Raw genomic sequence first — 12,716 nt, 5'->3', positions numbered from 1 at the left:
GCGGATGAGATCAGCCTAGTAGAGCCCACTCAACCACTGCGTCTTGCTCGACCATCCAAAAACTATGGAGAGGCTAGGACTTTTGTCCCAGCCTCATTGAATCCGATTCGCAACCGTCTTCCTAAACGGTTTGAGAAGGCATTGAATGATGAAAAGGAATCTTCCATGCATTTTTTTACTTCAGAAGATCCCCCAGTTCACCTTTTTTATTCATATGTCACGACGGTTACCACGCCCTTGTCGTACTCAGCAATAAAGATATTAGCGACATTATCATATCCTTGTTTACTGAGGTTATCAAGAAGCCACTCCTCGCTACGTCCAATAGATTCTAGCACTTCTAGCTGAATCACTCCATCTGTTACGACAGGATATTTGGGATTCTCGTCCCCCATCTGTACGACAATGAGTTGCCCATTTTGCTCCTGCACAGCCCGTTTGACTTGTTTTAGCTGGAAAATACCTTGACTCCGTAGCTTAAGTGCAACATCAGAGGCTGATAAACCGACACTTCGACAAGCTTCTGGGTCAATTTTTCCATTTCGAATCAGAAGGGTTGGTTTCCCATCGATGACCTGCTTCACAAAACGAACATGATTATTGAGCCACTTGAGCGTCAAGACCAAAATAGTCCACATAATCAGGATGACCACATACTGTAGAATACTAATGCCACTATTATAAATCACCCCACCAATAATTCCACCTAGTACATAGTTCTGAATCTGATCAGTAGCGGAGTTCGGCGCCAAATTTCCCTTTCCCGTTACGTTAATCACAATAACGAGCGAAAAGAGGCCCAGGGCAAGTTTGATTAAGATATCCAGATAATCCAGGGTCATTTGTTCACCTCCACCAATTCAATATCATCTGTTTTAAAGAGTTCCATTTTTTCTAATAGGAATTTATCCGGTTCACTTCCATTCATGGCACGATAGTAATTATCTCCTACCTTGAGAATCGCTCCGTCAGTCGTCGCTGAGGTATTCACATAGACATCAGCCTTGTCTACCCCCAAATCCCCTGACACTACTTCGATAAAATGAAGGGAAGTTTGAAATTGATTATTCGATGCTTGGTTGTCCTGAAAATTTGAGATAGTTATCAAGAGCAAGGCCAGCAAGGTCAGGGCTGAAATCATTACTAATTCACGGAATTTCGTTCCCCGATTGTCTTGATAGGCCTTGAATGCAAAAAATCCCGTTACAACCAATAGAAGAATTTGCATGCCAACCATTACATTATTTTGTAGGCTGATTTGGCTGAGAACATAGTCGTACGAGTAGAATTTCATCTACATTTACCCCTTTTCATAAAATCGTCTTTTATTATAAATGAAAGAGAGGATATTTTCAATCAATCCGCGAGAGAATAGATCTCTAGCTAACCAGTAATCGCGTCACAAATAAATGTACCATTCTGATTGGATGACCTCCGATGTAGAACACCTCCCTACTCTCCTTGCCCTAACGTTGAACGATTCTGACTTTCATAAAAAAGACTCAGCTCCTCCTTTTCTGGAAGTTCTGAATCAATTTTGAATAGTTTACTTTCCAAACTTCGCAACAACGTATCCTACGCTATCCAATCGAAATAGACGGGAAATCCTTTTGAATGCTCTCTCTGTCATCTTGATCGTTTCTTATTCCCTCTGGGACTTTTTCCTATATTTCCATAGGATAAAGGCGAGGAAAATCCAAGCTGCGGTTTCTAGGACGAAACCAATCGTTTGTAACCAGGTCTTTTGATAATAAATGTCTACATGTCCGCTTTTTGTAACGGTCAAACGCATTTTACCATTGTATAAGACTTGGCTTTCCTTTACCTTCATCCCTTTTTCTAGCCAGCCTAATAAAGAAGATTGGCTTCTTTTTCTTGTGGCTAGGGCTGGTTGGCTACCTTGAGCACCAGCTGAATAAGTCGCTCGATAGCCCTTATACCAGATCTTAGGAAGGACGATGACGGCTTCCTTTCTAGGATCCTGAAGCTGAATATCAAAGCTCAGGCGATTGTATTGATAGCGAATATTGCGAACGGTGGCATTGTTGAGTTCATCAAACTTGACCAGGGTATCCCGATCCCTGATTTCCTTATGGTGAACATCAATCGTATAGTACTCATCTCCTGATGGAGTGAGGTAGTCTTTGAGAGCCGGGATCTGGACATAAGCTTCTGACATGATGCGATTGGTCTCCCGCATATAATCCAGGGCCACCTTATTTTGGAAGTGATAAGTTGTGAGAATCATAAAGAGATAGACCGGCACGATCACGACAAGCATCCCGCGTAACCAGCGCTCTTTCCCTTCATTTACGAGTGCCAAGAGTAAGAAAATCGGAACAAAGAATATCAAGCGATTGGGGTACTGGAGGGCACTTAAAAAGGTGTGTCTTAAAACGCTGGTCCAGGGCAATAGATTGGTTGTTGCAAGAAGCAAGATAAGGGAGGTTCCCAGCAAAACCCTGGTAAAGGGTTTGCACTTTTTAAAATAGAAGAAGAGCCAAAACATGGAAGCAAAGAGGAGCCATTTCAAGTAAGAAGATGCGTCATTCACATTAAACTTGAAAAACAGATCTAGTAGAGTCTGGAAAAGAGACTTCACTTCTGAACTTGTAAAGGTCGTTTTAAAGGGAAAGTCTCGCGTCTTCCATTCATAAAAGAACTGCTGAGAACGGGCCTGCTCCAAGAATTGGAGGATAAATCCAATTGATAAAAGCAAACCAATAACCAGGGAGGTCACAAATGATTGGATCCCTTTTAGATCCAACTTTCGGATCAAGAACAGAACCACAACAATAGACGTAATCGCTAAGATCATTGTCGATAGGATATGGCCTTGGATTAAAAGTGCAATCACAAGAGCTAAAGGGATGGGATTGTACTTCTTCTGAAAGAGGACACGGTGGATGGCGTAAAGCAAGCAGGGGACGAGAGGGACCATAAGAGTCATCCCATAGCCAAATAAGGGATAGGCGATAGGAAGCAGGATGGCCGCGTAAAAACTGGCTTTGCGATGTCCAGTCATCTTTGAGAAGCAATAATAGACGGAAAAGGTCGTCGCAAGGACAATCTGCAAGGTATAAACCGCAAAGGCCACTGTTCCTAACTTCGTTAGGATAAAAGCCAAGGCTGGTAGATACAAAGCCCAGTTGCCATAAAACATCGGGGTAGGATAGCCCGTTCCATAAGTAAAAAGATGGTTGATATTGGGTAGAAAGTCCCCATGTCGGATTGATTGGGCTAATCCAACGATCCGTGTTAAGTGAAAGCCATAGTCTACCACACGACTCTGGTAATTAATCGCAATATAAGATAGAACTACAAAAAAATAGAATAAATCGCTAAAATCCCATAGCGATATTTTTCTTTCTCAACAAACTTCACCTTTATCTCCTTGTAAACTGACTAATCATTGGCCGAATCGACTAAGAGGGTCGCTACTTTTTCTGCCGTCACTGTCCAGGTAAAATTGGTTTTGACCCGTTGGTGGATCGCATCTTGCATCCGACTTCGTAAGGTATCATCCTCCACCAAGGTTTTCAGGGCTGACTGTAAGGAGGCAACCGTTTCCTCCATGATAATTCCTTGATCCGCTTGATGGATGACCTCTATTGTTCCTCCCCTATCTGTTGCAATGATGGCATTGCCCAAGATTCCTGCTTCTAAGATGGATGTTGGCAAGCCTTCTGGATACATAGAGGGATAGACAAAGATGTCAGACTGGGCCATGAGGGACATGGTCCCATCAAAATCAAGCCGACCTAAAAAGTGAATCTGAGAAGAGGCATACTGCTCTTGCAATCGTTCGAACTCTGGGCCATCTCCAGCGATTTGAAGCTGGACATGTTCAGGAAAATGGGAACCACTAAATGCTTCCAGGAGCATTTCAATGCCCTTTTCCTTAAGCATACGACCGGCATAGGTGATGAAAATCTGTCCCTCTTCTTTCGGAAGATAGCTTTTTCCAGCAAATTGAAGATCCAAATCAGCAGGAACAGAGTTGTAAATCACCCCATCTGCCTCAATTCTGAAATGACGAAGCCAATCACAACAGCGTTGTGATACGCCGTAAAATCGTGGTTTAAACCGCTTAATGCGGGCCGTCAGCAGGTGCTCATAGATCGCTCCAAAAAAGTCCAAAATGGCATTGTTGACGGTAAAGTGGCTACTACCGTGGTCCAGGACAAAGGATGGCAAGTGATGCTTCTTAGCAAATTGTAACCCCAAGAGCGTCGTCAGCTGAAAGCGGGTATTACAGATGACCGCATCAATCTCTTCCGCTTCAATCTGCTTCATTAGATCGTGAAAAACTGCATTTTTATCCAGGAGAGGATAGCGCTGCTGAAAGAGCTTCTTGGATGGAAGTCGGTAAATGGTTCGTCCTTCTTCTTCAACCTTGTTCGGTAGCTGATCATGGTTGGTCGTGACAATGACCACTCGGTATCCTAGGCGGACAAGCTCTTCTGATAGCTTATCTGTATAGCGCTCGATTCCTCCCAAAAATGGAAGATAGTAGCCTGAAAAAAAGGCAATGGTCTGACTATTTTTCATATTTCTTTACGTTCATCCTCTTTCCTGCAAGAACTCCGCGGATAATGGCTCCTAATTTCTTCCCTTTTTGCTTTTCATAAAAGAGAATTTTCAAAAATTCAGCACGTACCATACTTGAATAATGCCGGGTATATTTATTTTTTCCATACTTTCTGATCAAGTAATGAGCATTTCGAGCGATATAGTATTTCCGAAAGGGAGAGTGATTATAGGTGAACACATCCCTTCCAAAAAACTTAATTTTTTGAGCATTCCCAATCTCATGTAAAAATCCAACCTGGTTCACACGCAGGATATCATAACCTGACAAGAGATACTGAATACAGATATCATAATCCACCAAATCAATAAACATGACTTCATCAAACCGATGAGAAGCGCGAAAAATCTCTGTATTCATAAGGGTTGCTGATGTGATGGCTCGCTCCACAAGGGTCACTTCCTCCTCAGGAATCTCCTCAGCATCCTTATTGATATCTTGGAAAAGGCAAGTCAACATGCCTGTATTCTCCCGACCAAGGTACGGACGATAGAGATCCATCAAATTCGCATTGACAACCGTATCCTGGTCCAGCGTCAAAAACCAGTCAAAAGACTGATCAATAGCGTATTGACCAATCTCATTCAAGGCTTTCGCAATTCCAAGATTGGAGCCCAAGGGAATCAGAGTCATCCCATCTTGGACAAGAGATTGAATTTCTGCTAAGTTTTCCGAACCATTGTCCACAAGGACCAAGTGGTCTACCTGTGGTAGAATGGCGTTTATGTTGGCTTTGAGTCGTTCTAATTCTGGATGAAAGGTCACAATCCCAGCTAGTATTTTCATTTTTCTTCTTTTCTAAAATCAATCACTAATCGAATCACCGGCGTCCGAAGGACAAAGATGATTACGAGATACACAAGTCCGCCCGCAAGAGCCTGTAAGAAATAATTCAGGAGGGACACGCTCATATGTTGGTTCATTAGATAAACCACCGCAAAGCTAGCAAATCCTGCGATAGTGTAGCGTAACAAGCCACGAGTTAACTCCTTATATGAAAAGACATCTCTGAGAGAAATGGCTTGGTAGGAAGATACGACTATTTCTGTCAAAACAGTCGAGATAATAGCCCCCATGGCTCCATAAGGAGGAATCAGTACGAAATTGGCCAGGACATTGGTCACCAGACCCGCGACAGCGGATAAGGTATACGCTCTTGTCCGCTTAGAAGCCAACAAATACTGGGTTCCTAAAGCACTACCGTAAGAAATGGTAATAATCATCAGAGATTGGACGGCCATAAGAGGTCCAACCGCCGCATATTCATTCCCAAAGAAATAGGTCGCAAAATTAGAAGAAACCCCTACAAGACCTGCTATCATAAGGATGGAGATGGCATTGCTCAGGTCAATCAACTTAAGCAATAATTGCTTGGCTTCTTCTTTCTTCCCTTGAGCGAAAAGGCTCGAGAGTCTTGGCAGGAAGACTCCTCCGATGGCAGAAACAATAGTAAAGAGGATGCGAACAATCTTATCAGACTGATCAAAATAGCCTGAACTAACCACCCCGTCCATCGCTCCCAACATGGTCTTATTGAGAGAAAGATAAACCTGCATGGTAATTTGAGGTAAAAACAGCAAGAGGGTGGGCTTGAGATGTTTGAGGATCCTCAGATTTCGAAATGGAATCCAGATTACTTCAGACCGTAAATAAGGCCAGACTGTCAGATTACCTAACAGTGCTGAAAAGGCAATCAAAAAGATATAGAGACCCAAGTCCCCTTCTCCTCTTACTAAAAGGAAGGTGAGAGCCACTGTCGTTAATTTCACAATGGTATTACGGATCACTATCCGTCTAAAATCTTCTACCCCTAAGAAATACCAGGAGATATCCGTAGCTGTTGCCAACAAGTTGATCCCTTGTAAGAGATAAAAAATCTTCCAATCCCGTACTGTTAAGACAAAGACAAAGTAGACGGCCGATGCAAGAAATACTGCTCCTGCCTTAAGGAAAAACAATTCCCAAAAAACTTTGCTTCGCTTGTATTTGTTCCTCTGGACAAAAGCTACCTCCCGATTCCCATATAAGGTGACCCCTAAGGCTCCCAAGAGGGTGAAATAGGTGACAATGGAGCTGGTATAGGCATTGATCCCGACTCCTTCTGGTGACAACACACGCGAGACGTAGGGGACCGTAATCAGGGGTAAGAGAAGGGTTAACAGCTGATAAGAAGTATTATACAGCATATTTTTAAGTAATTTCATTTTCTTACCTCATGAATAAACTAATAACTGTATCAAAAAGGAGGAGGGCATTGGAGACCAATATCAGACTAAGCAGAGCTAGGGGAACAAGCCTCCTCCCTGCTTGATTCAGCCGTGCTTTGATAGAAGATACAAAAGGTTGAATGAGGATCAAGGTCGCTGTAAAATACCGTCCTTGAACCCCTTCAATATAACTCGTCCGTGCTCCTGCATAATCCAACTGAATATAGAAAACACCGATGACACCAATGATAAAGAAGGCCAGAAAAAGGAAACCCACCCACTTTTCTCGGACAAACTTCTCCTCCGTAAACAGGACGGCAAAAAAGATCATATACCAAGCAGCCGCCACCCAGGTAGGGATAAAGTTCTGACTTGGATAAGGAGCTGCCAGCCAGGAAGTAATATCATTGGATAAGGTCCCTGTTCCAGAATAATTATAACCAAAGGTCATGATATAGCGGCGAAGGACAAGTAGAGGCCCTCCATGGTTTCTTGTTAGGAGATAGACGGCTACACCTACTAAAAGAAGGAGCAATAATTGTAAGCTCCGCTTTTGCTTCAAGATTTCCCAAGCATTCTTTGTCCTCTTCTTCCACTTTTGGAAGAAGGAGGTCTCAACCTGAAGCAAGACAAAAGGAAGAAGCAAGAGGATCAACCAATAATTTTGCTTGCTGGCAATCAACAACATCACGCTATTAAAGGCCAGCCAAAGTTGCCGCTTCCGAGTCAGGCTACGGTCCACCAAGATATTGATCAAGATAGCGACAAAGGAGGCTACAACCACAAATCCTGTCGCATCATAAGAAAGACTGGCAAAAGAATTGAGCGCGACCGGACTCAGAAAGACGGCAAAGAAAACCAACTTCCCTTTCTTTAGATACTTTATAATAAAGGCCAAAGCGAGGATCGATAAGAAGGAGGAGAACAGCCGAGCCGTGGTGATCATCACACCCATGGAAGGATAAATCATCCGACCAAGCGCCAGCCCAATCCCAGGGACGACATGTCCCCAATAGACAAAATTGGTATAGCTGTAGTTGGACTCTCGTGGCAACTCCTCTGGCGTGATAAAGGTTGCCTTTCGTTCATAAAAATGCTGAAAGAGTGTCCCGTCTTTATAATAAGGACTTAAACGCCGCATCCCTGAATCGATTCGGTATTCTCCATAGCGAGAGGTATCGATAATGGTATTGGATACCCGTCCAGATATGGCTAAGTGGTATTGACCGTCTGGCTCATTGAAAAAAGGCATAAAAACGCTCAAAACAAAGGTAAGCGAAAGCCCGACAACCAGAAAAGTTTTATGAAGATTCTTAGAGTCAAAAAGGAGCTTGTGCAGCTGGCTAAATTTATGGTTCATATACTTTCCTAATATGTTTATTTTTTGAATAAAAAGATGGCATCCCGGATGCGATTGGATAGGCTATCATAAAAGGAACCTTGGGTCAGCATTTGTCCAAATGTTGCAAGGAATTTCCGTCCATTAGCGTATTGATAACGTTTCTGATTAAACTGAAGATACGCTTGAACTTTGCTTTCTGTCTCATGTTGACGGGTCCGAATGACACCCTCTAAAATGGTGTAATAAGATAAAACCAAATACAATTCGTCCAGGTGACGCTGGCGACTACTGTGGAGGTTCAAGATATTGCCACTGGCATTTCCACCGTGACGCTTGTGTAGACCGACAGGTCGATTTAAGTTATAGGCCGTCCCTAAGACTCCTGCTACACCTGCTGTTAAGTTATCGTGTGAGACGATTAAGTCGGATGGATAAGCCGCCATCAACTCGCGAACATAGGATGCTCGCAAACAAAAGGTCCAACCCTGACGGTAATTGTGGTAGGTGAAGTCTTGAGGGTATTTGGATAAGACTTGTTCCTGATCGGCAAAGACAAAGTTTGAAGGAACGGTAGCGTTCTCCCCAAGAACTTCAATATCGATATCCGCACTAAGTAAATCCATGTCCGGATGGCGCTCCATCTGATCTACCTGAACTTGGTTTTTGTCTAGATACCAGGTATCATCTTGATCACTAAAGAAGATATAATCGACAGGATAGTCCAAGACATCTAGCATCAATTGACGGAAATTCCGTCGCCAGCCTAGATTCTTTTCATTTCGCAAAATTTTCCAACCCTCCAACTGGTAGGTTTGGATATAGGCTTCAACGACTGCTACTGTGCCATCGGTTGATCCATCATCTCGGATCAGAACAACATCTGGTCGTAACGTCTGATTGCGAATGGAGTCCAACTGGTCTTGAATAAAGAGCTCTCCATTGTAGGTTGCCATTAAAACAGCTGTTTGTAGCATATTACTCCTCAAAGCTTTGAATCGTCTGTGTAATCCCTTGCCGCAAGTCCACTCTCGGTTTCCATCCAAGTGCTTCTAATTTCCGGGTATCCAGACGAGTCCGTCCCATTTTACTGTAGCCTTTGTTGGCTACACTTGGAATATCGAAAACGAGTTTCATGCCGCGATCCGGGAAAAGGGTCATTAATTCTTGGGCCAAGTCACGAATTTGAATCGGTTCTTGTTCGTTGGCTAGATTGTAGGCCTGGCTCACTTCTCCATGCAACAAGATGGTAAAGAGCCCTGAAATCGCATCGGAAAGATAGCAAAAAGCCCGCTCTGCACTTCCATCACTTTTTAGAACGATATCTTCTCTCTGAAGGACATTGTACAAGAGGTCACTCATGATCCGACCATCATTAGCCACTTCCATACCTGGCCCATAGGTATGGGCAATCCGAGCAATGGTAAAGGGTACTTGGAACTGATCATAATAGGATCGTAGCAAACTTTCTGCAGCTCGCTTACTTTCCGGATAGCAGGCTCGACTTTCCAGAATATCAAAGGCACCGTAAGCTTCTTCATCGATGACTTCCTTGACCGCCTTCCCATACACTTCTCGGGTGGACAAAAAGAGGACATTTTGGACCTGCTTGCCTCGAGCAAACTCAAGCAAGTTCATGGTCCCTAAGGTGTTGGCTTGAATGATTCCAACTGGATCATTGAGGATAAACCAAGGACTGGCATTGCTGGCTGCATGGATAATATAGTCCACAGGTCCGTCATAGGCAAACGGTTGGCGCACATCATGTTCGACCAGCTCCAGATCCTCACGTCCTAAAAGATCCCCAAAGCGTTCATTGGCCTTAGCCATGTTGCGAGCACTAGCTAAAATCTGCACCTGCAAGTGGTGATGGTCATTGAGATAAGCTAGTGTATAAATCAGATAAGTAGCCAACATCGAGTTTGCTCCCGAGATGAGGACACGTTTCTTGCAAAGTTTGGTCCAGTCAATTTGCTCTACTTCTGTGATGTTTTTCAGATCCTTCTGTACGGTCGTTTGTTTGTATCTTACCATATTTATAAACCAAAAATCTGTGCATTTTCTTTGGCATCGTAGAGTGCCTTAAAAGTGTAAAAGTCATCCGGTGTCGTAATTTTGATGTTTTCCGTCGGTCCTTCCACAATCGCCAAGTCTTTTCCGTACATCCCCATGAGAGTACTGGAATCAATGGCATTCGTAATTCCTTTTGAAATCGCGTCCCGGTCAACAGCCAGTATTTCCTTGAGATAAAAACTTTGAGGAGCTTTTGCGATATAAGAGCGCGTCCGATCCACCACTTCATCGATCTTTTGTTCCTCATTGATTAGAACGATGGTTTCCTTGGCAGGAACAGACGTAATCGCACTTCCTTTTTCTTTTACCATTTGAATATTGTCTACCAGAACTTGCTCATTGATCAACGGACGAACCCCGTCATGAATCAAGACGATATCCTCTTCTCCACGAGACAACTTCTCCGCTGCTTCTAGGCCATTAAAAATAGAGAGTTGCCCGGTTTCTCCACCTGGCACTAAGGCTTGTACTTTCTTGAGTTGAAACTTTTCGACGAGTTTTTCCATGTAATCCAACCAATCCGCTACACAGACGACAACTGTCGCATCAATCTCCGGACAAGCTTCAAAAATCTCCAAAGTATGCACAATGATGGGCTTACTATGCACTTCTAAAAATTGCTTCGGACGGCCCTTCGACCGCATCCGGGATCCCACGCCTCCAGCAAAAATAACACCAATGTTCATCTTATCTTTCCTTCCAGTACCAAGTATAGTAACTATGATTTTCACGCTTGTCTTCAGGAGGTAATTCCATGTAGTTCTCCCCGTAAAGTTGATGAAGGTAGGCGTGATCATCTTTGATTTTTCGTACGTTCAAGTCTTCAAAGGCCACATCTTCGTAGTGCTCAAAAACCTCTCTAGGAAAAAACTCTCGCAACCGGTATCGGGAATCCGTATAGCCGACATAAGGAACATCCTTCTGGTCATAGGTCATCATGACTTGATCACACATTTCTGCACGTTTTTTTGCCTGCCCATGATAGAGGGCAAAACGAGGCATGCCCAAGATGAGACGAGCATAGGCATATAGGCGACGCGAACCACTTGCAAAGTTTGGATAGGTCGTACACATCAAATTCGCTGCTGCCGAGTGAACCTTTTTAAAGAAACGTTCTCGATCCTCTGCTGACTCAGGCAGTCGATCCATTGGAAAGATATCAATAAAGATCCCCGTCCAAGGATGGATCCGATCCGTTTTGCTTTGATACATAGACCCCGTATGGTAGAGCTTGGCAAAAGGCCAGAGATTCTTTTCCGTAGAATGGTGAAGGATCTTATAGTCCTCATTTTCTTGACGAGCCAAGACTTGGATCAGTTTTTCATACTGGGTGCGCTCTAACATCAGGTCAATATCATCATCCCAAGGAATAAAGCCTTGATGACGCATGGCTCCAAGTAAGCTTCCACCACCTAGAGAATACTCAATCTGGTGTTCGCGAGCAAGTTTATCGATATAAGACAGCATGTCTAGTTGAACTGTCCGTATCTCCTCTACTGTCATTTTTTTCATTTGTTAACCTCTTATAGGGGGGACCAAAGCGACCAACATGTCAATCAACATCAGCTTGTTCCAGCCGAATTTCCCTCGTTTTAATCGTGTAAAGCGCAACATCCGATGATGTTTGAGAGCCAAGTATTCTTTTCGGATCCTGTCCAACATGGCTTGCGCATCCTCTGCTTGTTGACGATTGACTGATAGGCTTGCGATGCTGGACAAGATAACCATCAAATTTTCATAGAAGGTTAGGGTCGTCCGCTTTTGTTTTCGAGCCAACTGGAAAGGATTTTGTCGATTCGATACGCTTGTCGCATTCTGGCTATGTTGCCGATACTGGATCAATTGCCGATTCAAGTAAAACAAGGAATTTCGAGTGGCACCGATTAGAAACAGGGCTGTGTCATGTGCAATCGTATTTTCCTTGTGATGAATCACAGAAAGGTATTCTTCCCGAATCGGATTGGTGATCAAGAAGCAACATCCCAAAAAGGGAAAGTAGGAAAAATGCGCTTTTGGTGGTACTTGCTCAAGACTCCCATCATTTTTGGTAATCCCAAGTTCTTCATAGGATTGATTGAGGATTTTTTTCACCCCAACATCCGACGTATAGTAGTACTGAACTCGATGAATCAGCACCTCTATCTCCGACTGCCTCTGCATCTGGTCCAACATGATCCGACACTTATCCAGGTCCCAGATATCATCTTGGTCACAGAGAAAGATATAATCGGCTACTGTTGCCTGCAATAATTCGTTAAAAGACTGTTTCCAGCCAATATTTTCACCCTCTAGAATGGTCCACTGAAGGGCAGGATACGTCCTTTGGTATTCTTTCAGGATGGAGAGAGTCGCATCCGTTGACCCATCGTCGCGTACCACCAGTTTCACCTGGTAATGCTGTTCTTCAAGGATGGTTTGATGAACGAGGCTTTCTAATTGTTCCCGAATATATTGAGCTCCATTATAGGTAGATAGAGCGATTGCAACGGTTTTTTTCATTTCACTA

General features: G+C 43.5%; 12 protein-coding genes. All 12 read right to left on the bottom strand.

Annotated elements, in window-relative coordinates:
• Positions 1–206 precede the first annotated feature (206 nt).
• The 12 genes from STRDD13_RS00855 to STRDD13_RS00800 all read right to left on the bottom strand — a co-directional run bounded on the left by STRDD13_RS00855 (position 207) and on the right by STRDD13_RS00800 (position 12,709).
• Positions 207–842 (bottom strand): DUF421 domain-containing protein, encoded by a 636-nt coding sequence (locus tag STRDD13_RS00855; RefSeq protein WP_067100623.1) that lies wholly within the window; start codon positions 840–842, stop codon positions 207–209.
• Positions 839–1,294 (bottom strand): DUF3290 family protein, encoded by a 456-nt coding sequence (locus tag STRDD13_RS00850; RefSeq protein WP_067100620.1) that lies wholly within the window; start codon positions 1,292–1,294, stop codon positions 839–841. Before STRDD13_RS00850 ends, STRDD13_RS00855 begins: the two co-directional genes overlap by 4 nt.
• Before the next feature lie 348 nt (positions 1,295–1,642).
• Complete coding sequence (locus tag STRDD13_RS00845) at positions 1,643–3,283, bottom strand: hypothetical protein (RefSeq protein WP_067100618.1); 1,641 nt, start codon at positions 3,281–3,283, stop codon at positions 1,643–1,645.
• A gap of 122 nt (positions 3,284–3,405) precedes the next feature.
• The gene (locus STRDD13_RS00840) at positions 3,406–4,551 is read right to left on the bottom strand and encodes a glycosyltransferase family 4 protein (protein ID WP_067100615.1); all 1,146 of its coding nucleotides are present in this window, start codon (positions 4,549–4,551) and stop codon (positions 3,406–3,408) included.
• The gene (locus STRDD13_RS00835) at positions 4,541–5,377 is read right to left on the bottom strand and encodes a glycosyltransferase family 2 protein (protein ID WP_067100612.1); all 837 of its coding nucleotides are present in this window, start codon (positions 5,375–5,377) and stop codon (positions 4,541–4,543) included. The genes STRDD13_RS00840 and STRDD13_RS00835 overlap by 11 nt, the downstream gene beginning before the upstream one ends.
• A complete protein-coding gene (locus STRDD13_RS00830; RefSeq protein WP_067100609.1) occupies positions 5,374–6,795 on the bottom strand; it encodes an oligosaccharide flippase family protein in 1,422 nt (473 codons plus the stop codon). Before STRDD13_RS00830 ends, STRDD13_RS00835 begins: the two co-directional genes overlap by 4 nt.
• A gap of 4 nt (positions 6,796–6,799) precedes the next feature.
• Positions 6,800–8,158, bottom strand: coding sequence for a DUF2142 domain-containing protein (locus STRDD13_RS00825; protein ID WP_067100607.1), 1,359 nt, complete (start codon positions 8,156–8,158; stop codon positions 6,800–6,802).
• 17 nt (positions 8,159–8,175) lie between these two features.
• Complete coding sequence (locus tag STRDD13_RS00820) at positions 8,176–9,114, bottom strand: glycosyltransferase (protein ID WP_067100604.1); 939 nt, start codon at positions 9,112–9,114, stop codon at positions 8,176–8,178.
• Between the two features lies 1 nt (position 9,115).
• Entirely contained in the window at positions 9,116–10,171 is a 1,056-nt protein-coding gene (locus STRDD13_RS00815) for an NAD-dependent epimerase/dehydratase family protein (RefSeq protein WP_067100601.1), read from the bottom strand.
• Positions 10,172–10,173: 2 nt separating this feature from the next.
• Entirely contained in the window at positions 10,174–10,896 is a 723-nt protein-coding gene (locus STRDD13_RS00810; RefSeq protein ID WP_067100598.1) for an IspD/TarI family cytidylyltransferase, read from the bottom strand.
• Position 10,897: 1 nt separating this feature from the next.
• Positions 10,898–11,722 carry a LicD family protein gene (locus tag STRDD13_RS00805; protein ID WP_067100595.1) on the bottom strand — a complete coding sequence of 275 codons (825 nt, stop codon included), beginning with the start codon at positions 11,720–11,722 and terminating at the stop codon, positions 10,898–10,900.
• A 3-nt stretch (positions 11,723–11,725) separates the two neighbouring features.
• Positions 11,726–12,709, bottom strand: coding sequence for a glycosyltransferase (locus tag STRDD13_RS00800; protein ID WP_067100592.1), 984 nt, complete (start codon positions 12,707–12,709; stop codon positions 11,726–11,728).
• Positions 12,710–12,716 lie beyond the last annotated feature (7 nt).

Source organism: Streptococcus sp. DD13 (assembly GCF_001578875.1).
In the GTDB taxonomy this organism is placed as follows: Bacteria; Bacillota; Bacilli; order Lactobacillales; family Streptococcaceae; genus Streptococcus.
The sequence above is the reverse complement of the archived record's forward strand: the minus strand, read 5'-3'. Positions and strand labels throughout refer to the sequence as shown.